This is a genomic window from Kitasatospora sp. NPDC023385 (assembly GCF_055664045.1).
Map to the genome: position 1 here is coordinate 170,157 of NZ_JBVOOL010000003.1, position 20,607 is coordinate 190,763.

Genomic DNA, 20,607 nt, shown 5'->3' on the forward strand with positions numbered 1-20,607 from the left:
CGAACCAAGGGGGATTCGACGTGACGGAGCCGGCGGCCGAGTCGGAGTACCGGGACCGGGTGCGCGGAGCGCTGCTCGGCGGAGCGATCGGCGATGCGCTGGGCTGGCCGGTGGAGTTCCGACAACTCCACCAGATCCGGGACGGCTACGGGCCGGAGGGCGTGACCGCGCTGCCCGCCGGGCCGGGGCCGGTCGAGGTCACCGACGACACCCAGATGACGCTGTTCACCGCCGAGGGCCTGATCCGCGGCTTCGTCCGCGGCTGGACGGGCGGCGGCGGCTCGGTGCCGGAGGCCGTGCACGGCGCCTACCGGCGCTGGCTGCTGACGCAGTTCCAGCCCGCGCCGGACCCCGAGCCGCAGCCCCGCCCGTACGACGGCTGGCTGCTGCGGCAGCCCTTCCTGTACGCGCGGCGGGCGCCCGGCAACGCCTGTCTGAGCGGGGTGTCCGAGCACCCGGTGTTCGAGGCGCCGTCCGCGATCGGGCGGCCCGGGCCGATCAACCCGGGCTCCAAGGGCTGCGGCACGGTGATGCGTTCGGCGCCGTTCGGGCTGGCCCGGCTGGGCGTCGGGCAGTCCTTCGGGCTGGCCGTGCAGTGCGCCCAGCTGACCCACGGGCACCCGACCGGCTACCTCGCGGCGGGCGCCTTCGCGGCGCTGGTCGAGCGGCTCGCGAACGGCACGGAGCCGTGGGCGGCGGTCGGCGAGACCGTGGAGCAGATCCGCGAGCTGCCGGCGTCCAAGGAGACCGTCCAGGCGCTGGCCCGGGCGGTGCGGATCGCCCAGGAGTCCGAGCCGTCGGCGGAGGCCGCGGAGCGGGTCGGGCTCGGCTGGATCGCCGAGGAGTGCCTGGCCATCGCGGTGTACGCGCTGCTCGCGGCCACCCTCGACCCCGACCCGGTGCGCACCGCGCTGCTGCTGTCGGTGAACCACTCCGGCGACAGCGACTCGACCGGCGCGGTCTGCGGCAACCTGGTCGGGGCCGCGTACGGCGCCTCGGCGCTGCCCGCCGAGTGGGCCGGGGCGGTCGAGGGGCGGGCCGAGCTGCGGCAGGTCGCGGACGACCTGCTGGTGCTGTTCGGCACCCGCGACCCGCTCCACCCGGGGCTCGGCGGCCGCTACCCGGCCTGGTAGCGGCCCCTCACCGCGCCTGCGGATCGGTGACCTGGCCGAGGAACAGCGGTCGGCCGCCGTGGGTGTCCCGGATCAGGAACAGGAACGGCCGGTCGATGTGCAGCCGGACGGTCTCGTCCGGGGCCGGCGCGGCCGCCCCGGCGATCCCGATCCCGCTGCCGGCCGCCGCGACCGTGCCGTCCTCGTCCACCTCGACGGTGGCCTTCTGCACCACCGTGCCGACGGCCAACGGCTCCTTGGCGATGCCGCTGAGGTCCGCGTCGTCGAAGGCCGAGTGGACGCCGAGCGAACGCAGCGCGGGGGTGAGCTCGTTGGACGTGTCGAAGTGGAAGCGCGGCAGCTGCAGGTCGACGCGCCGTTCGGCGAGGGCGCCGAGGATCCGGTCGAGCTGCGGCTGGTCCAGGCCCTTGGCGAAGCCGGCGAAGCCGCCCTGTGCGGGGACGATCAGGTCCATCACCAACCCGCCGTCCGCGTACGGCAGTTCGACGGCCTGCCAGGGCTCTCCGACGATCCCGCCGGAGCCGTCGGCGTACTTGAACCCGCCGGTCTGGCTCATCGAGGGCACGGCCGGGGCGGAGCCGTCGAGCCGCTGGAACGGACGGTCCGCGGTCTGCGCGGGCTTGAACGCGGACGCCCACCTGGCCTTCAGGTAGAGCGCGTCGGTGAGCACCAGCCGGGTGTCCGGGCCGATCGACTTCGGCGCGAAGAGGTCCTTGATCCGGCCCTCGGTGGCCTTCTCCACGGCCGCGTTGACGGCCTTGCGGGCGCCCTCCGGGTCCTTGGCGAAGTCGGTGGGGTGCACGCCGGTGTCGAAGGCCGCGGCCAGGGTGGCCAGGTAGTCCGGTGAGACGGCGAGGCCCTGCTGCGTCCAGAGGTCGTCGCTCTGGCGCAGGGTCAGCCCGCCGCCGGTCGCTGCGGACCGGCGGTTCAACTCGCCGGTGGCCAGGGCGTACTGCTGCGGGCTGAGCCCGGTGTGCAGGGCCTTGGCGAGCTCGTCGGCGGTGGCGCCGCGGGCCCCGGGCAGCAGCATGGCGAGCACGGTGGCGAGACCGGACGGCGAGACCACGAGGTTGCGGCCGGCCGCGTCCGGCGGCGCGGTGAGGGTGTGCAGGAGGTCGAGCCCGAAGGCGTCGGTGGCGGTCGCGGTCGCGGCCACCTGGGCCGGATCGACCGCGGGGCGGCTCGCGGGCGCCGAGGCCCGGAGTTCCACGGGAGCGGCGGCCCCACCGCCGCCGCTGCCGCAGCCGGCGAGCAGCGGCGCGGCGAGCGCGGCGGGGAGGAGCAGCGCCGCGGGACGGCGGGGCGTGCGGCGACGGGTTCCGGTGCTGCGGTTCGTCATGGCCCTTCGACGCGCCGCCCCGCCGCCCGGTTCCGCTCAGTCCCAGAGCGCCCCGAGCTCCAGCAGCTCGTCCCGGTACTCGATCCGCTCGACCCACTCACCCGGCCAGGGCGCCTCGCCGTGGTGGGCGCCCGCGAAGGCGCCGGCCAGACAGGCCAGGGAGTCGGAGTCGCCGCTGGAGTAGGCGGCCCGGCGGACGGCGGCCACCGGGTCGTCGGGCAGCAGCAGGAAGCAGAGCAGGCCGGTGCCGAAGGCCTCCTCGGCGACCCAGCCCTCGCCGGTGGCCAGGCACGGGTCGGCCTCGACGTCGGGGGCGGCGAGCGCGGCCTCCAGCTGGTCGAGCACCTTGAGGCAGTCGTCCCAGCCGCGGGCGATGACGGCCTGCGGGGAGCTGCCGTACCAGCGGTCGGCGAGGTCGCCGAGCCAGAGCGCGTCGTACCGCTCGCGGCTCGCCAGCGCGTACGCCCGCAGCACCGCGGGCAGGCCGGCCGGCGGCACGCCCTCGGCGAGCTTGCGGACGGCGTACGCGGTGAGGTCACTGGCGGCGAGTGCGGTCGGGTGGCCGTGGGTGAGCGCCGACTGCAGCTGGGCGGCGCCGGAGAGCTGCCGGGCGTCCAGCTCGCGGATCAGCCCGATCGGGGCGACCCGCATGTTGGCGCCGCAGCCCTTGGAGCCGACGTCGCTCGCCTGCTGCCAGCGGTACTCGGGGCGGCTGAGCCGCTCGCAGGCGCGCAGGCAGGTCATGCCGGGGGCGCGGTTGTTCTCCGGGGAGCGCCACCAGTCGACGAACTCCTCGCGCACCGGCCGCTCCAGCCGAAGGGGTGTCAGCGGCCCGCGCTCCAGGGCGGTGCGCAGGCCGCGGCCGAGGGCGAGTGTCATCTGCGTGTCGTCGGTGACCAGCGCCCGGTCCGGCAGCGGGAGCCGCCGCCAGTCCGGGTGGTCGGCGGCGATCGCCTCGACGGTCTTGAACTCCGTCACCCGGCCGATCGCGTCCCCGATCGCCAGCCCCAGCAGCGCCCCCGTCGCCTTGCCCACGGCAGCTCCCCCCTCGTTCCCTTGTCACAGCTCGACCAGTAGTTCCTTGAGCCCGCGGATCACGTAGCCCGGGTTCCACTCGGGCTCGCGGACCAGCCGCAGGCCCGGGGCCCGGCGCAGGAGCGTGCCGTAGGACTCGGTGAGCTCCAGTCTGGCAAGCGGGGCGCCGAGGCAGAAGTGGATTCCGGCGCCGAAGGTGACGTGCGGGTTGTCGGTGCGGCCGAGGTCGAGGCGGTCGGGGTCGGCGAAGCGCTCGGGGTCGCGGTTGGCGGAGCCGAAGAGCAGGGCGATCTCGGCGCCGCGCGGGATGGTGACGCCGCGGACCTCGATGTCCTCCAGCACCCAGCGCTCGAACATCTGCAGCGGGGTGTCCCAGCGCATCAGCTCCTCGACGGCGGTGGGCAGCAGCCCGTCCACCGAGCCGCGCAGCCGGGCGAGTTCCTCCGGGTGCCGGAACAGGGCCCACCAGCCGTTGCCGGTGGTGTTGACGGTCGCCTCGTGGCCGGCGTTGAGCAGCAGCACGCAGGTGGAGACCATCTCCTGCTCGCTGAGCGCGTCGGAGCCCTCCTGGGCCTGGATGAGCGCGCTGATCAGGTCGGCGCCGGGGGCGGTACGGCGCTCGCGGATCAGGGCGCGCAGGTAGTCGGAGAACTCGGTGCTCGCGGTGACGGCCCGGCGGGCGACCTCCTCGGTCGGGTTCAGTTCGAACATCCCGGTGATGTCCGCGGACCACGGCCGCAGCAGGTGCCGGTCCGCGTCCGGGATGCCGAGCATCTCGGCGATCACCGCGACCGGCAGCGGCTCGGCGACGGTGGCGATCAGGTCGCCGCCGCCGGCCGCGAGCAGGTCGTCGACGAGTTCGCCGGCGAGGCGCCGGACGGTCGGGCGCAGGCCCTCGACCATCCGCGGGGTGAAGGCCTTGGAGACGAGCCGGCGGATCCGGGTGTGGTCGGGCGCCTCCAGGTCGAGCAGCCCGTGGTCGTTCAGGGTGTGGAAGGGCTCGTGCGCCGGGTCGGGCTCGGGGCGGCCGAACTCCGCGTGGCTGAAGCGGTGGGTGTAGGTACGGCCGAGCCGCCGGTCGCGCAGCAGCGCGCCGACGTCCTCGTGGCGCGAGACGAGCCACTGGTCCGTCGGCTCGAAGTACGTCACCGGCGCGTGTTCGCGCAGGTCGGCGTACGCGTCGTACGGGTGGGCCACGAACGCCGCCGACCAGGGGTCGAACTTCGCCGTCGTCGTCATCGGTCGATCACTCCAGGCCGTGAAGGGGAGCCGGACGGATCATCGTACGCACGCGGTACGTCCGTAAACAGGCCCGTCACCCAGGCCGTTCCGGCCCCCGGCCCCGCTCAGGCCCGCTCTGTCAGCAACCGCCGCACCAGGGCGGGGAGAGCCGTGGAGATCGGCTCCCGGACCACCTCGTCGGCGGCCTCGTCGAACGGCGTCGGCTCACCGTTCACCACCACCAGACGGGCCCCGGACTCCACGGCGATCTGCGGCAGCGAGGCCACCGGGTGGACCTGCAGGCTCGTGCCCACCGCGATGAACAGGTCGCAGGCCTTGGCGATCGCGTCGGCCTGCTGGAGCACCACCGGGTCCAGCGCCTCCCCGAACATCACCGTCCGCGGCCGCAGGATCCCCCCGCACTCCCGGCAGGCCGGGTCCGGCTCTCCCGCCTCCACCCGCGCCAGCACCTGCGCCATCGGCCCGACCACCCGGCAGCGCAGACACTGCACCTCCCGTGCGGTGCCGTGCAGTTCGAGCACCTTGCGGGCGGTCAGCCCGGCCTCCTGGTGCAGGCCGTCCACGTTCTGGGTGAGCACCCGCAGCGGCAGGCCGGAGCGCTCCAGGTCGACCAGCGCCCGGTGTCCGGCGTTCGGTCGGGCCGCCAGTGCGCCCGTCTCCAGCCGCATCCGCCAGGCCCGCCGCCGCACCTGCGGGTCCGCCCGGTACGGCCCGATGGTGACCAGCTCCTGCGCCGTCGGGTCCTTCTGCCACAGCCCCTGCGGGCCGCGGTAGTCGGGGATGCCGGAGTCGGTCGAGATGCCCGCTCCGGTGAGGACGGCGATCAGGGGGCGCTTCGCGTTCATGCACCGGACGGTACGGCCGGCGGTCCGCCCGCGGCCACCGAAAATCCGGGTGCGGCGCGTCAACTCCCACCGCACACTGGGCCGGTCACCCGTCGTACCGCGAAGGAGCCCCGTGCAGGGAGCAGTCAGCGTCTCGCCCGCCCAGATCCCCGAGTTGCTGCTCGGACTGGCCACCGTCCGCCCGGTGTTCCTCTGGGGAGCCCCGGGGATCGGGAAGTCCTCCCTGGTCAGGGCGTTCGCCGAGTCGCTCGGCCTGGAGTGCGTGAGCCTGGTCGGCACCCAGCTCGCCCCGGAGGACCTGATCGGCGTCCCGCAGCTCACCCCGGACGGCCGCTCCCGGTTCTGCCCGCCCGAGCAGATCGCCCGCGAGGAGCCGTACTGCCTGTTCCTGGACGAGCTGAACGCTGCCTCGCCGGACGTCCAGAAGGCCTTCTACTCGCTGATCCTGGACCGTCGGATCGGCTCGTACGAGCTGCCGCCGGGCTCGATCGTGATCGGCGCCGGAAACCGTGCCACCGACGGCGCGCTCGCCCGTCCGATGGCGTCCGCTCTGGTCAACCGCATGGTCCACGTCCATCTGCGGGCCAGCGCCGAGGACTGGCTGCGGTGGGCGGCCGGTGCCGGGATCCACCCCTGGATGGTCGACCACCTCACCGACCGGCCCGACCACCTGTGGTCCGCCCCGCCCAAGTCCGAGGAGCCGTTCTCCACCCCGCGCGCCTGGCACATGCTCTCCGACACGCTGAACTCCTTCGGCCCCAGCCTGGACGAGGCGACCCTCAAGGTGCTCACGTACGGGCTGCTCACCCCGCAGCACGCCATCGCCTTCTGCGGCTACACGAAGATCGTCCGCAACTCCTACGGCCTGGAGGCGATCCTCAAGGGCGACGCCCGCTGGCCGCACCGGCTGGAGGACCGCGACCTGCTCTACTACCTGGCCGACGCCTTCCGCGGCCGTCTGGTCAAGGAGCTGCCCACCAGCAGGGAGCACGCCTCCGGGGCGCAGCGCCAGACCGCGTTCCGGGCCAAGTCGCTGCTGGTGCAGCTGGCCGAGATCTCGGTGGAGGTCGCCCAGACGGTGATCGCCGACGGCGTGGACGGCATCCCGGTGCTGCCGTCGTGGTTCCTGATCGAGGCCGCCCGGGACATGCCCCGGCTGGTCGAGGCCCGTCGGTGAAGCCCGCGGCGGCGAAGAAGCCGGATCCGGCCGCCGAGGCCTTCACCGAGGGCGTCCTGCTGCTGCGCCGCAACCCGGCCTTCGCCGCCCTGCCCGCCGAGATCTGCCGCACCGAGCACTGCGCCCTTCCGCCGCCCGGCGACTGGGCGGTGGTCGATTCCGACGGCCGCGTGCACGTCGATCCGCGCCGCCGGGCCGAGCCCGAGGAGTGGGCCTGGGTGCTCGCGCACGCCCTGCTGCACCTCGGCTTCGGCCACGTCCCGGCCGCGCGCGGCGCCCGGGTCCAGCCGGACGGGTACGCGACCGCCGCCCGCTGCGCGGTGGTGAACCGCTTCCTCGCCACCTTCCCGGTCGGCCGCGCCCCGTTCGCCCTCCCGCAGGAGTACCCGGGCGGCGACGAGGAGGACCTGGCGGCCCGCTGGCGCCGCGACGGCCTGCCGCCGGCCGGCACGGCGGGTACGGCCGGCACCGCCGACCGCGACCAGCTGCTGGTCGAGTGGCGCAGCCACGGCCGCGCCCCCAGGGACTGGGAGAGCGCCTTCGCCGCCGCGCTCACCCGCACCATGTCCGCCGCGATGGACCGGGCCGGCGGCCGGTACGACGAGCGGACCGGCGAGCGTCTGCCCGAACGGCCCTGGACCAGGGCGCTCAACTGGTTCGTCTCCTCGTACCCGCTGCTCGGCGGCCTCGCGGCCGGCCTCACCGTGGTCGCCGACGCCGAACTCGCCCGCGCCCACGACATCGCGGTCGCCGCGGTCAACGCCGAGGCCGGCGAGATCTACGTCAACCCGCTGCTCCGCCACACCGACGAGGAGTGGCACTTCATCCTCGGCCACGAGATGCTGCACGCCGCCCTGCGGCACGGCGAGCGCCGCGGCGGGCGGGATCCGTTCCTGTTCAACGTGGCCGCCGACTACGTCATCAACGGCTGGCTGCTGGAGATGGGCGTCGGCGAGATGCCCGAAGGGCTGCTGCACGACCCGCAGTTGAAGGGCCTGTCGGCCGAGGAGGTGTACGACCGGATCGTCCGCGACCAGCGCCGGATCCGCCGCCTCGCCACCCTGGCCGGAAAGAACCGCCCGGACATCCTCGGTGAACCGCTGGACCGCGGCCCGCGCGACTACGTGGACCTCGACGACTTCTACCGGCGCGGCCTGCAGCAGGGCTTCGAGCTGCACCGGCGCGAACGCGGGCTGCTCCCCGCCGGGTTGGTCGAGGAGATCCGCGCGCTCGCCCATCCGCCGCTGCCCTGGGACGCCCTGCTGGCCCGCTGGTTCGACGAGTTCGTGCCGAGCCCGGAGCCGGTGCGCAGCTACGCCCGCCCCGCCCGCCGGCAGTCCGCGACGCCGGACATCCCCCGCGCCGGCCGCTACCGCCCCGAGGAGGAGGTGCCGCGCTGCACCTTCGGCGTCGTCCTGGACACCTCCGGCTCGATGGGCCCGGTGCTGCTCGGCAAGGCGCTCGGCGCGATCGCCTCGTACGCCGCCGCCCGGGACGTCCCGGCCGCCCGGGTGGTGCACTGCGACGCCGCCCCGCACGACGCCGGGTACCTGCCGGTCGAGGAGATCGCCGGGCGGGTCCGGGTGCGCGGGCGCGGCGGCACGGTCCTGCAGCCGGGCGTCGACCTGCTGGAGCGGGCCGAGGACTTCCCGCCCGGGGCGCCCGTCCTGATCATCACCGACGGCGAGTGCGACGTGCTGCGGGTGCGCCGCGAGCACGCCTTCCTCGTCCCGCGCGGGGCGGGGCTGCCGTTCACCCCGCGCGGGCCGGTCTTCCGGATGAGCTGAGCCGGACGGGCGCCCGCTCCTCCCCTGCGGGAGCGGGTGCCCGTCCGGCCGTCTGGTCCGGTCGGCTGGGCCGGGCCTCCTGGCCCGGCCTCCTGGTCAGGCCAGCACCAGGCGCGACGCCACGGTGTCGCGCCGGACCAGCGGGCTCAGCGCCACCAGGAAGCAGGCGGCGGCGAGCGGGATCAGCGCCAGGTCGGCGGCCGAGGCGACCGTCCCGAGCAGCATCAGCACCGGGCTCCACCAGCGCAGCGCCCGGGCCGCGCCCACCGAGGCGGCGACCAGCAGGGCGAGCAGGCCGACGTAGAAGAGCAGCGGGCCGACCTGGTAGACCGCCGGCAGCACGCCCGGGACGTCCTGCACCCGGCCGAACAGCCGCGACTGCTCGGCCTTGTCGGCCGCCACCAGGCCGACGACCAGGTCGATCCCGATCTGCACCAGGGAGGCCGCGAGCCCCGCGAAGGCCGTTCCCAGTGCCGTGCCCGCCGCCACCCGCCCGGCCGTCGTGCCGCGCGGGGCGAGCAGCCGCCGCAGGGCGAGGAAGACGGGGGCGAACAGCAGCAGCGCGGCGAACATCGCGGTGTGGCCGACCGTCCAGCCGAGGCCGGGCTCCCGGGAGCCCGGAACCAGCCGGATGCCGCCGTAGAGGGCCATCAGCGCGGGGGCGCCGACGACGGCGTACGAGGTGAGGCGGGTGGTGCTGTGGGCGGTGGTACGGGCGGTGCTGCGAGCGGTGTTCATCTGCGGTCTCCTGCGGTCTGCGTGGTCCGTTTGCGACACCACAGATGCTGCCCGCCGGAGCCCTCGTCGCGGATCGCCCGCACCGGCGAACCGGCCGCCTCCCCCGCAGGGATGAGCCCGGGTGAGAACCCCACCAGCCCGGGTGAGGAGCCCGCCACCCCGGGGCGTCAGCCCTCCCCCGCCACCACCGCCCCGGCCTCGTACGCGAACACCACCGCGTGCACCCGATCGCGCAGCCCGAGCTTGCTCAGCACGTTGCTGACGTGCGTCTTCACCGTGTGCTCGCTGACCACCAGCTCCGCCGCGATCTCCGCGTTGGACAGCCCGCGCGCGATCAGCTGCAGGGTCTCCTGCTCGCGCCCGGTCAGCTGCTCGAGCAGCCTGGACGGCGGCCGCACCGCCCGCTCCGGCGTTCCCGGCCGGCGGGCGGCGAACTCGCCGATCAGCCGCCTGGTCACCGAGGGCGCGAGCAGCGCCTCCCCGGAGGCGACCATCCGCACGCCGTGCGCCAGGTCGTCCCGCCGGACGTCCTTGAGCAGGAAGCCGCTGGCGCCCGCGTACAGCGCGTCGAAGACGTAGTCGTCGATGTCGAAGGTGGTCAGCATGATCACCTTGGTGGACGGGAACTCGGCGCACACCCGGCGGGCGGCCTCCAGCCCGTCCATCACCGGCATCCGGACGTCCAGCAGCAGCACGTCCGGCCCGTGTTCGCGCACCGCCTCGACCGCCTCGGCGCCGTCGGCCGCCTCGGCCACCACCTCGATGTCGGGCTGCGCGTCCAGGATCATCCCGAATCCGGCCCGCACGAGTTCCTGGTCGTCCGCGATGACCACCCGGATCGGCGTCATCCGCCCTCCCTCTCCACTGTCACGCCCGCTGCCAGCGGCAGCCGGGCGCTCACCACGAATCCCCTGCCCTCCGGGCCCGGGCCGGCTTCGGCCCGCCCGCCGCAGGCCGCCGCCCGCTCCCGGACGCCCACCAGCCCGCGGCCACCCGACCACCCGGTCACGGCCCGGCCGACCGCCGTACGGTCGGCCGTCGACGGCACACCGCGGCCGTTGTCGGAGACCACGACCTCCAGCACCTCGCCCGCGCGCCGCACCCGGATCGCGGCCCGGTCGGCCCCGGAGTGCTTGACCGTGTTGGTCAGCGCCTCCTGCACGATCCGGTACGCCGCCGCCTCCACGTCGGCGGGCAGCGCGTCCTTGTCCCGCGGGAGTTCGAGCTCCACCTGCAGGCCCGCGCCGCGCACCCGCTCGGCCATGTCGGCGAGTTCGGCCAGCCGGGGCTGCGGCGCCAGCTGCCGGCCCGCGTCCGGGTCCTTCAACACGCCGAGGACGCGCCGCAGTTGGACCATCGCATCGCGGCCCGCGTCGGCGATGGTGTCGAACGTCCGGATCGCGCGGTCCGGATCGCTCCGCACCACCACCGGCCCGGCCTCGGCCTGGATCACCATCAGCGAGACGGCGTGCGCCAGGATGTCGTGCATCTCCCGGGCGATCCGGGCGCGCTCCTCGGCGACCGCCCGCGCCGCGTCGCTGGCCGCCCGTTCGCCGGCCTCCCGGGCCCGCTCCGCCTGCACCCGGGCCAGTTGCCGCTGGGCGCGCACCAACGAGCCGAACACGAAGGTGCCGACGGAGGTGACCAGGCTGAACAGCGCGCCGTTCGGCGAGTGGGTGCCGAGGACGTTGCCGGCCACCACGACCGCCAGGACGCTCCACCGCGCCCGCTCCGAGGCCCGCTCGGCCACCGTGTACAGGGCCACCACCCCGGACAGCGGCACCTGGGGGTTCGCCGAATGCGCCACGACCGAGATCACCAGCGACGGCGCCGTCGCCAGCGCCAGCACCGTCAGCGGCCGCAGGCGCCGCCAGGGCAGCGGCAGCGCCGTCGCCGCCGCGAGCAGGTACACCCACCACGGCCGGGCCGTCCCGTCCTGGTACACCGACCACAGGGCGACCCCGGCCGCCGTCGCCGCCAACAGCGAGTCCGGCAGGTACGGACTCGGTCCCCCCGGCCGGCCCGGCCCGCCCGCCGCACGCTCCACCCCGCTGCCTCCCCCGTAGCCGGGGACGCCGTCCCCGTGGAGGAGATCATGCCCTACCGGCAGCACCTCCGGAACGGCCCGGTCAGGCACCGGTGACCGTCACGCCACCGGTCACGGCCCGCGCGGTGATGCTGCGCGCCGCGGCCGGCTGCGAGGGGACGTTCACGTCCACGCCGCCGACCGACGCCTGCGCGTCCACCGCGTACGCCTCGCCGCCCGGCACCTTCAGCCACACGCCGCCGTTCGTCGTCGCGGCTTCGACCTTCGACGGCGCGCCGGCGAACTTGGCCCGCACCCCGCCGTTCACCGCGGTCAGCTTCACCTGCGGGGAGGTCAGCCCGTTGGCCTCGACCCCGCCGTTCTGCACCTCGGCCTCCGCGTCGGCGGCCAGACCGGTCAGCTTGATGCCGCCGTTGCCCTGCTTCACCCGCACCTTGGTCCGGGCGGGCACCTGCACGGTGTACCCGATGCCGCACCGGTCGCACTCGTACGTCAGCCGGAGCACGCCGTCCTTGACCTCGTGCGTGCTCTTCGGGGCGTCCCCGCGGTAGTTCTGGTTCTCGACCACCTGCACGGTGTCGCCGACGCCGGTGACCACCACCCCGCCGTTCTTCCCCTCGACGACCAGTTCCCTGACCGGCTCTGCCACCCCGTAGCCGACCGTCCGGTGCTGCTGGTCGTCCCCGACCGGCAGACAGCCCGCCATCCCGGCCAGCACCCCCGCCGTGATCGCCGCCGCGCCCAGTACCCGCTTCATTCCCGGCCCCCTTCGCAAGCCCCGCCGTCCCGACACCGGAAGCCTCCCGCGGTGGCGCCGTCCCACACCTCCCTCACCGGAGCGGTTCCCGCCACTCCCCCGCAGGGGGGAGGGACCGGGGAATGCCGAAGGGCCCGGAGGCTTGATGCCTCCGGGCCCTTCGATTCAGTAGCGGGGACAGGATTTGAACCTGCGACCTCTGGGTTATGAGCCCAGCGAGCTACCGAGCTGCTCCACCCCGCGTCGGTAAACACGAGCTTACGCGATACCGGCCGAATGACCTAACCGGTTTCCGATCCCGGTTCCCGGCGGCCCCGGACCGGACGCCGAGAACACCGGAAATGCCGGAAACGCCGGAAACGCCGCAGGGCGGCCACCCCGTGAAGGGTGACCGCCCTGCGATCGGTGACCTAAGCCACTCCTGCCCGCGGGCGGGCGAGGAGGGGGACTCAGCCGGTGTACGGGCCGTAGTCGTAGTCGTCCAGCGGAACCGCCTGGCCGGAGCCGGAGCCGAAGGGCGACAGGTCGTAGTCGTCGTAGCCGACGGCCGAGTACATCGCGGCCTTGGCCTCCTCGGTCGGCTCGACCCGGATGTTGCGGTAGCGGGGCAGACCCGTACCGGCCGGGATGAGCTTGCCGAGGATGACGTTCTCCTTGAGGCCCAGCAGCGGGTCCGACTTGGCGTGGATCGCCGCGTCGGTGAGCACCCGGGTCGTCTCCTGGAAGGAGGCGGCCGACAGCCAGGACTCGGTGGCCAGCGAGGCCTTGGTGATACCCATCAGCTGCGGACGGCCGGAGGCGGGGTGACCGCCCTCGGAGACCACCCGACGGTTCTCGGTCTCGAAGCGGCCGCGCTCGACGAGCTCGCCCGGGAGCAGCTCGGCGTCGCCCGACTCGATGATCGTCACGCGGCGGAGCATCTGCCGGATGATGATCTCGATGTGCTTGTCGTGGATCGACACGCCCTGCGAGTTGTAGACCTTCTGGACCTCGGCGACCAGGTGGATCTGGACGGCACGCTGGCCCATGATCCGCAGCACGTCGTGCGGGTTGGTGGCACCCATGGTCAGCTTCTGGCCGACCTCGACCGCCTCGCCCTCGCTGACGAGCAGCTTCACACGCTTCGAGACCGGGTAGGCGATCTCGTCGGTGCCGTCGTCCGGCGTGACGACCAGCTTGCGGGTCTTCTCGGTGTCCTCGATGCGGACGCGGCCCTGCGCCTCCGAGATCGGGGCCACACCCTTGGGGGTGCGGGCCTCGAAGAGCTCGACGACACGCGGCAGACCCTGGGTGATGTCGTCACCGGCCACACCACCGGTGTGGAAGGTACGCATGGTCAGCTGGGTACCGGGCTCACCGATGGACTGGGCGGCGATGATGCCGACCGCCTCACCGATGTCGACCAGCTTGCCGGTGGCCAGGGAGCGCCCGTAGCACATGGCGCAGGTGCCGACGGCCGACTCACAGGTCAGGATCGAGCGGGTCTTGACCTCGCTGATGCCGTGGCGGATCAGCTCGTTGATCAGCACGTCACCGAGGTCGGTGTTCGCGGTGGCCAGCAGCTTGCCGTCGATGGTGATGTCTTCGGCGAGCATGCGGGCGTACACGCTGGTCTCGACGTCGTCCGTCTTGCGCAGCACGCCGTCGGCGCCCACGGAGCCGATCGCCAGCTTCAGGCCGCGCTCGGTGCCGCAGTCCTCCTCGCGGATGATGACGTCCTGGGAGACGTCGACCAGTCGACGGGTGAGGTAGCCGGAGTCGGCGGTGCGCAGCGCGGTGTCGGCCAGACCCTTACGGGCACCGTGGGTCGAGATGAAGTACTCGAGAACGGTGAGGCCCTCACGGAACGACGCCTTGATGGGACGGGGAATCGTCTCGTTCTTGGCGTTGGACACCAGACCACGCATACCGGCGATCTGACGCATCTGCATCATGTTTCCACGAGCACCCGAGTCGACCATCATGAAGATGGGGTTGGTCTTCGGGAAGTTCGCGTTCATGGCCTCGGCGACCTCGTTGGTCGCCTGGGTCCAGATGCCGATGAGCTCCTGCTTGCGCTCGTCGTTGGTGATCAGGCCGCGCTCGTACTGACGCTGGACCTTCTCCGCCTTCGCCTCGTAGCCCTCGAGGATCTGGGGCTTGCTCGGCGGGACGACGACGTCGGAGATCGAGACGGTGACACCCGAACGGGTCGACCAGTGGAAGCCGGCCGCCTTCAGGTTGTCCAGGGTCGCCGCGACGACGACCTTGGGGTAGCGCTCCGCCAGGTCGTTGACGATCGCGGAGAGCTGCTTCTTGCCCACCTCGTAGTCGACGAACGGGTAGTCCTCGGGCAGCAGCTCGTTGAAGAGCGCGCGGCCGAGGGTGGTGGTCAGGCGGAAGGGCTCGCCGTCGAACCAGCTCGGCTGGCCGTCCTCGTCCACCGGAGCGGTCCAGCCGCGCGGCGGGACGGTGCCGGCCTGCAGGCGCAGCTCGATCGGGGCCTGGACGTCCAGCTCGCGGGCGTCGAAGGCCATGATCGCCTCGGCGGTCGACGAGAAGGTGCGGCCGGCGCCCTTCACGTTGTCGCGGTCCGAGGTGAGGAAGAACAGACCGAGCACCATGTCCTGGGTCGGCATGGTGACGGGGCGACCGTCGGCCGGCTTCAGGATGTTGTTCGAGGACAGCATCAGGATGCGGGCCTCGGCCTGCGCCTCCGCGGAGAGCGGCAGGTGGACGGCCATCTGGTCACCGTCGAAGTCCGCGTTGAACGCGGTGCAGACGAGCGGGTGGATCTGGATGGCCTTGCCCTCGACCAGCTGCGGCTCGAAGGCCTGGATGCCGAGGCGGTGCAGGGTGGGCGCACGGTTCAGCAGGACCGGGTGCTCGGCGATGACCTCTTCGAGGACGTCCCACACGACCGGGCGGGCACGCTCGACCATGCGCTTGGCCGACTTGATGTTCTGCGCGTGGTTCAGGTCGACCAGGCGCTTCATCACGAACGGCTTGAAGAGCTCCAGCGCCATGGCCTTCGGCAGACCGCACTGGTGCAGCTTGAGCTGCGGGCCGACGACGATGACCGAACGGGCCGAGTAGTCGACTCGCTTGCCGAGCAGGTTCTGGCGGAAACGACCCTGCTTGCCCTTCAGCATGTCGCTGAGGGACTTCAGCGGGCGGTTGCCCGGGCCGGTGACCGGACGGCCGCGGCGGCCGTTGTCGAACAGCGCGTCGACGGCCTCCTGGAGCATCCGCTTCTCGTTGTTCACGATGATCTCGGGGGCACCGAGGTCGAGCAGGCGCTTCAGGCGGTTGTTGCGGTTGATGACGCGGCGGTACAGGTCGTTCAGGTCGGAGGTCGCGAAGCGGCCACCGTCCAGCTGCACCATCGGACGCAGGTCCGGCGGGATGACCGGGACGCAGTCCAGCACCATGCCGTTGGGCTTGTTGGTGGTCTGCAGGAACGCGGAGACGACCTTGAGGCGCTTGAGCGCCCGGGTCTTCTTCTGGCCCTTGCCGGTGCGGATGATCTCGCGCAGGCGCTCGGACTCCTCCGCCAGGTCGAAGGTCTCCAGGCGGTCCTTGAGGGCCGCGGCGCCCATCGAGCCGGAGAAGTAGGTGCCGAAGCGGTCGCGCAGCTCGCGGTAGAGCAGCTCGTCGCCCTCGAGGTCCTGGACCTTGAGGTTCTTGAAGCGGGCCCACACCTCGTCGAGGCGGTCGAGCTCGCGCTGCGCGCGGTCGCGCAGCTGCTTCATCTCGCGCTCGGCGCCCTCGCGCACCTTGCGGCGCACGTCGGCCTTGGCGCCCTCGGCCTCCAGCTCGGCCAGGTCGGTCTCGGCCTTCTTGGCACGGGCTTCGAGGTCGGAGTCGCGGCGGTTCTCGATCTGCTGGCGCTCGACCGAGACGTGCGCCTCCAGGGACGGCAGGTCGCGCTGGCGGCGCTCGTCGTCGACCCAGGTGATCATGTAGGCGGCGAAGTAGATGACCTTCTCGAGGTCCTTCGGCGCCAGGTCCAGCAGGTAGCCCAGGCGGGACGGGACACCCTTGAAGTACCAGATGTGGGTGACCGGGGCGGCCAGCTCGATGTGGCCCATCCGCTCGCGGCGCACCTTGGCGCGGGTCACCTCGACGCCGCAGCGCTCACAGATGATGCCCTTGAAGCGGACGCGCTTGTACTTACCGCAGTAGCACTCCCAGTCCCGGGTCGGGCCGAAGATCTTCTCGCAGAAGAGGCCGTCCTTTTCGGGCTTCAGGGTGCGGTAGTTGATGGTCTCCGGCTTCTTGACCTCGCCGTGCGACCACTGGCGGATGTCGTCGGCGGTGGCCAGGCCGATGCGGAGCTCGTCGAAGAAGTTGACGTCAAGCACTGGTCGTCAAGCCCTCTTTCGTAAGTCGAGAGTCGTTCATGTGGTCTGAGGGGGGCCTGGGGGCGGGCCGGCTGCCGCGGGCAGCCGGCCCGGCCTCCGTCAGACCTCTTCGACGCTGCTGGGCTCGCGCCGGGACAGGTCGATGCCGAGCTCCTCGGCCGCGCGGAACACGTCCTCGTCGGAGTCCCGCATCTCGATGGACTGGCCGTCCGAGGACAGCACCTCCACGTTGAGGCAAAGCGACTGCATTTCCTTGATGAGCACCTTGAAGGACTCGGGAATGCCGGGCTCGGGGATGTTCTCGCCCTTGACGATGGCCTCGTAGACCTTCACCCGGCCGAGGACGTCGTCGGACTTGATGGTGAGCAGCTCCTGCAGCGCGTAGGCCGCGCCGTACGCCTCAAGGGCCCACACCTCCATCTCACCGAAGCGCTGACCACCGAACTGCGCCTTACCACCGAGCGGCTGCTGGGTGATCATCGAGTACGGGCCGGTCGAACGGGCGTGCAGCTTGTCGTCGACCAGGTGGTGCAGCTTGAGGATGTACATGTAGCCGACCGAGACCGGCATCGGGAACGGCTCGCCGGAGCGGCCGTCGAACAGCCGGGCCTTGCCGGTGGAGTTCACCAGGCGCTCACCGTCACGGGTGAGGGTGGTGTTGTCCAGCAGGCCGGTGATCTCGTCCTCGCGGGCGCCGTCGAAGACCGGGGTGGCGAGGTTGGTGCCGCCCTGGACGGTGTCGGCGCCGATCGCCTGCAGGCGCTGGGCCCACTCGTCGGCGAGGCCGGAGACGTCCCAGCCCTGCTTGGCGAGCCACCCGAGGTGGATCTCCAGGACCTGCCCCGGGTTCATTCGGGACGGGACACCCAGCGGGTTGAGGATGATGTCGACCGGGGTGCCGTCCTCCAGGAACGGCATGTCCTCGACCGGCAGGATCTTCGAGATGACGCCCTTGTTGCCGTGGCGGCCGGCGAGCTTGTCACCGTTGGTGATCTTGCGCTTCTGGGCGACGTAGACGCGGACCAGCTGGTTCACGCCCGGGGGGAGCTCGTCCCCCTCCTCGCGGTCGAAGACGCGCACGCCGATGACCTTGCCGGACTCACCGTGCGGCACCTTCAGCGAGGTGTCGCGGACCTCACGGGCCTTCTCGCCGAAGATCGCGCGGAGCAGGCGCTCCTCCGGGGTCAGCTCGGTCTCGCCCTTCGGGGTGACCTTGCCGACCAGGATGTCGCCGGTGACGACGTCGGCACCGATGCGGATGATGCCGCGCTCGTCGAGGTCGGCGAGGACCTCCTCGGAGACGTTCGGGATGTCCCGGGTGATCTCCTCGGGGCCGAGCTTGGTGTCACGGGCGTCGACCTCGTGCTCCTCGATGTGGATCGAGGAGAGGACGTCGTCCTGCACGAGGCGCTGCGACAGGATGATCGCGTCCTCGTAGTTGTGACCCTCCCACGACATGAACGCCACGAGCAGGTTCTTGCCGAGGGCCATCTCGCCCTCGTCGGTGCACGGGCCGTCGGCCAGCACCTGGTTGACCTCGACCCGGGCGCCCTCGTCCACGAGCACCTTCTGGTTGAAGGCGGTGCCCTGGTTGGAGCGGGTGAACTTGGCGGCGCGGTACGTGGTGTACGTGCCGTCGTCGTTGGCCACGGTGACGTAGTCGGCCGAGACCTCCTGGACGACACCGGCCTTCTCGGCGGTGATGACGTCCGCGGCGTCGACGGCGCAGCGGTACTCCATGCCGGTGCCGACCAGCGGAGCCTCGCTCTTCAGCAGCGGCACCGCCTGGCGCATCATGTTGGAGCCCATGAGCGCGCGGTTGGCGTCGTCGTGCTCGAGGAACGGGATCATGGCGGTCGCGACCGACACCATCTGGCGCGGCGAGACGTCCATGTAGTCGATCTCGCTGCCGGGGATGTAGTCGATCTCGCCACCACGGCGGCGGACCAGGACGCGCGGCTCGGCGAAGTGCAGGTCCGCGGTCAGCGGCGCGTTCGCCTGGGCGATGACGTAGCGGTCCTCCTCGTCGGCGGTGAGGTAGTCCACCTTCTCGGTGACGACACCGTCGACGACCTTGCGGTACGGGGTCTCGATGAAGCCGAAGGCGTTGACCCGGCCGTACGAGGCCAGCGACCCGATCAGACCGATGTTCGGGCCTTCCGGGGTCTCGATCGGACACATGCGGCCGTAGTGCGAGGGGTGCACGTCACGGACCTCGAAGCCGGCGCGCTCACGGGAGAGACCGCCGGGGCCGAGCGCGGACAGACGACGCTTGTGGGTCAGGCCCGACAGCGGGTTCGTCTGGTCCATGAACTGCGACAGCTGGCTGGTGCCGAAGAACTCCTTGATGGAGGCGACGACCGGCCGGATGTTGATCAGGGTCTGCGGCGTGATCGCCTCGACGTCCTGGGTGGTCATGCGCTCACGCACGACCCGCTCCATACGGGCGAGACCCGTACGGACCTGGTTCTGGATGAGCTCGCCCACGTTGCGCAGGCGGCGGTTGCCGAAGTGGTCGATGTCGTCGACCTCGACCACGATGTCGCGGCCGGTCCCGTCCTGCCAGTCGGTCTCGCCGGCGTGCAGCTTCACCAGGTACTTGATCGCACCGATGATGTCGGGCTCGGTGAGCACGCCGGAGTCCAGCGACTCGGCGTTGCCCAGCTTGCGGTTGACCTTGTACCGGCCGACCTTGGCGAGGTCGTAGCGCTTCGGGTTGAAGTACAGGTTCTCCAGAAGCGTCTGCGCGGCCTCGCGGGTCGGCGGCTCGCCCGGACGCAGCTTGCGGTAGATGTCCAGGAGCGCGTCGTCCTGGCCCTGGGTGTGGTCCTTCTCCAGGGTGTTGCGCATCGACTCGTACTCGCCGAACTCCTCGAGAATCATCTCGTTGGTCCAGCCGAGCGCCTTGAGCAGCACGGTGACGGACTGCTTGCGCTTGCGGTCGATGCGGACGCCGACCATGTCGCGCTTGTCGATCTCCATCTCCAGCCAGGCACCCCGCGAGGGGATGACCTTGCAGGAGTAGATGTCCTTGTCGGACACCTTGTCCAGGGTGGAGTCGAAGTACACGCCCGGGGAGCGGACGAGCTGCGACACGACGACACGCTCGGTGCCGTTGATCACGAACGTGCCCTTGTGGGTCATGAGCGGGAAATCGCCCATGAAGACCGTCTGAGACTTGATCTCACCGGTCTCGTTGTTGGTGAACTCGGCCGTGACGAAGAGCGGGGCCGCGTACGTGAAGTCACGGTCCTTGCACTCGTCAATCGAGTTCTTCGGCGGCTCGAAACGGTGGTCGCGGAAGGTCAGGGACATCGACCCACTGAAGTCCTCGATCGGCGAGATCTCCTCGAAGATCTCCTCCAGACCGGACTTGGTGGGGACGTCCAGACCGTTCTCCAACGCCGCCTCGACCCGGGACTTCCAGGCCGCATTGCCGAGCAGCCAGTCAAAGCTCTCGGTCTGCAGGGCCAGGAGGTTGGGGACCTCGAGGGGCTCCTTGATCTTCGCGAAGGAGACGCGGAGAGGGGCGGTGGATGCGGCGGAATTGTTCGAGGCGTTGCGCGGCGCGGCCAAGAGGGGGGTCCTTCCGAGGGCTCGGAGCTCACTACGCGCGTACCAGCCGGGCCTGCATGGGCTTGGTCCCGCCTCCCTCGCCACTGGCCTCTGCCGGGGTCGGAACCCCAGGTCAGAGCCGCTTTGCGGAGGCGATGCCAGACCCCTTCAGGGCAACGCAAACTCCGGGCGACGAGTCACGGAGCAGCTAACAGGCAGCGCAAAGGGACAGTGTAGCCAATGGCCACACTGCTGTCCAGCTCTGATTCGGAGACCGAATCGGAGACTCCTCCCGGTAGCCGGTGAGCGCGGACGCCCACCGGTGTACTGCTCTGACCCACGTGGAGTCATTTCCCGCCCGGCCACTGGTTATGCATCCAGCGGCGAACCAACCGGGCGGACTCGCGCCTTGAGAATCGCGCGCCGCGCCTGGTTCGTCAAGGGCCCGCCGACGGCGCGGACCTCGACCCGTCTATCGGTCCGAACCCCACCGGCGTTACAGAAGCCGTGGTGGGGACCGTGCCGACGACGGTGATCACCATACCCCCCGACACCGACGGTGCCGAGTGGGCTATCGGCCACACCGGTGGCCCCCGCCGACCCGGACGG

At 71.9% G+C, this 20,607-nt stretch carries 13 protein-coding genes and 1 tRNA gene; 3 read left to right on the plus strand and 11 right to left on the minus strand.

Annotated features, from left to right (window positions below; genetic code table 11):
* The first annotated feature begins 20 nt into the window (after window positions 1-20).
* Window positions 21-1,133 carry an ADP-ribosylglycohydrolase family protein gene (locus tag AC0B61_RS06715; protein ID WP_471739517.1) on the plus strand — a complete coding sequence of 371 codons (1,113 nt, stop codon included), beginning with the start codon at window positions 21-23 and terminating at the stop codon, window positions 1,131-1,133.
* A gap of 7 nt (window positions 1,134-1,140) precedes the next feature.
* Here AC0B61_RS06715 and AC0B61_RS06720 read toward each other — a convergent pair whose 3' ends face one another.
* The 4 genes from AC0B61_RS06720 to AC0B61_RS06735 form a co-directional block, all read right to left on the minus strand.
* Window positions 1,141-2,472 (minus strand): serpin family protein, encoded by a 1,332-nt coding sequence (locus AC0B61_RS06720; RefSeq protein WP_471739518.1) that lies wholly within the window; start codon window positions 2,470-2,472, stop codon window positions 1,141-1,143.
* A gap of 36 nt (window positions 2,473-2,508) precedes the next feature.
* Window positions 2,509-3,507, minus strand: coding sequence for an ADP-ribosylglycohydrolase family protein (locus AC0B61_RS06725; protein ID WP_471739519.1), 999 nt, complete (start codon window positions 3,505-3,507; stop codon window positions 2,509-2,511).
* A 24-nt stretch (window positions 3,508-3,531) separates the two neighbouring features.
* A complete protein-coding gene (locus AC0B61_RS06730; protein WP_471739520.1) occupies window positions 3,532-4,746 on the minus strand; it encodes a cytochrome P450 in 1,215 nt (404 codons plus the stop codon).
* 107 nt (window positions 4,747-4,853) lie between these two features.
* Window positions 4,854-5,594: an SIR2 family NAD-dependent protein deacylase gene (locus tag AC0B61_RS06735; RefSeq protein ID WP_471739521.1), complete on the minus strand. Its 741-nt coding sequence runs from the start codon at window positions 5,592-5,594 to the stop codon at window positions 4,854-4,856.
* Window positions 5,595-5,706: 112 nt separating this feature from the next.
* Between AC0B61_RS06735 and AC0B61_RS06740 the strand changes: the two genes are divergently transcribed.
* Both AC0B61_RS06740 and AC0B61_RS06745 read left to right on the plus strand, forming a co-directional pair.
* Window positions 5,707-6,771, plus strand: coding sequence for an ATP-binding protein (locus AC0B61_RS06740; RefSeq protein ID WP_471739522.1), 1,065 nt, complete (start codon window positions 5,707-5,709; stop codon window positions 6,769-6,771).
* Window positions 6,768-8,558: a vWA domain-containing protein gene (locus AC0B61_RS06745; RefSeq protein ID WP_471739523.1), complete on the plus strand. Its 1,791-nt coding sequence runs from the start codon at window positions 6,768-6,770 to the stop codon at window positions 8,556-8,558. The genes AC0B61_RS06740 and AC0B61_RS06745 overlap by 4 nt, the downstream gene beginning before the upstream one ends.
* 96 nt (window positions 8,559-8,654) lie before the next feature.
* Here the strand turns inward: AC0B61_RS06745 and AC0B61_RS06750 are convergent, their stop codons facing one another.
* The 7 genes from AC0B61_RS06750 to rpoB form a co-directional block, all read right to left on the minus strand.
* Window positions 8,655-9,296 carry a hypothetical protein gene (locus AC0B61_RS06750; RefSeq protein ID WP_471739524.1) on the minus strand — a complete coding sequence of 214 codons (642 nt, stop codon included), beginning with the start codon at window positions 9,294-9,296 and terminating at the stop codon, window positions 8,655-8,657.
* Between the two features lie 167 nt (window positions 9,297-9,463).
* Window positions 9,464-10,144, minus strand: coding sequence for a response regulator (locus AC0B61_RS06755; RefSeq protein WP_471739525.1), 681 nt, complete (start codon window positions 10,142-10,144; stop codon window positions 9,464-9,466).
* A complete protein-coding gene (locus tag AC0B61_RS06760; protein ID WP_471739526.1) occupies window positions 10,141-11,343 on the minus strand; it encodes a sensor histidine kinase in 1,203 nt (400 codons plus the stop codon). The genes AC0B61_RS06755 and AC0B61_RS06760 overlap by 4 nt, the downstream gene beginning before the upstream one ends.
* 82 nt (window positions 11,344-11,425) lie before the next feature.
* Window positions 11,426-12,100 (minus strand): DUF4097 family beta strand repeat-containing protein, encoded by a 675-nt coding sequence (locus AC0B61_RS06765; RefSeq protein ID WP_471739527.1) that lies wholly within the window; start codon window positions 12,098-12,100, stop codon window positions 11,426-11,428.
* Window positions 12,101-12,269: 169 nt separating this feature from the next.
* Window positions 12,270-12,343 (minus strand) — tRNA-Met (locus AC0B61_RS06770).
* Between the two features lie 206 nt (window positions 12,344-12,549).
* Window positions 12,550-16,443 (minus strand): DNA-directed RNA polymerase subunit beta', encoded by a 3,894-nt coding sequence (locus tag AC0B61_RS06775; RefSeq protein WP_471739528.1) that lies wholly within the window; start codon window positions 16,441-16,443, stop codon window positions 12,550-12,552.
* Window positions 16,444-16,542: 99 nt separating this feature from the next.
* The gene (gene rpoB / locus AC0B61_RS06780) at window positions 16,543-20,019 is read right to left on the minus strand and encodes a DNA-directed RNA polymerase subunit beta (protein ID WP_471739529.1); all 3,477 of its coding nucleotides are present in this window, start codon (window positions 20,017-20,019) and stop codon (window positions 16,543-16,545) included.
* Window positions 20,020-20,607: the final 588 nt, after the last annotated feature.

Excerpts from the sequence above, each read along its gene's own strand:
- AC0B61_RS06720 (WP_471739518.1), bottom strand. The coding sequence starts at position 2,472 with ATGACGAACCGCAGCACCGGAACCCGTCGCCGCACGCCCCGCCGTCCC.
- AC0B61_RS06730 (WP_471739520.1), bottom strand. The coding sequence starts at position 4,746 with ATGACGACGACGGCGAAGTTCGACCCCTGGTCGGCGGCGTTCGTGGCC.
- AC0B61_RS06735 (WP_471739521.1), bottom strand. The coding sequence starts at position 5,594 with ATGAACGCGAAGCGCCCCCTGATCGCCGTCCTCACCGGAGCGGGCATC.
- AC0B61_RS06750 (WP_471739524.1), bottom strand. The coding sequence starts at position 9,296 with ATGAACACCGCTCGCAGCACCGCCCGTACCACCGCCCACAGCACCACC.
- AC0B61_RS06755 (WP_471739525.1), bottom strand. The coding sequence starts at position 10,144 with ATGACGCCGATCCGGGTGGTCATCGCGGACGACCAGGAACTCGTGCGG.
- AC0B61_RS06765 (WP_471739527.1), bottom strand. The coding sequence starts at position 12,100 with ATGAAGCGGGTACTGGGCGCGGCGGCGATCACGGCGGGGGTGCTGGCC.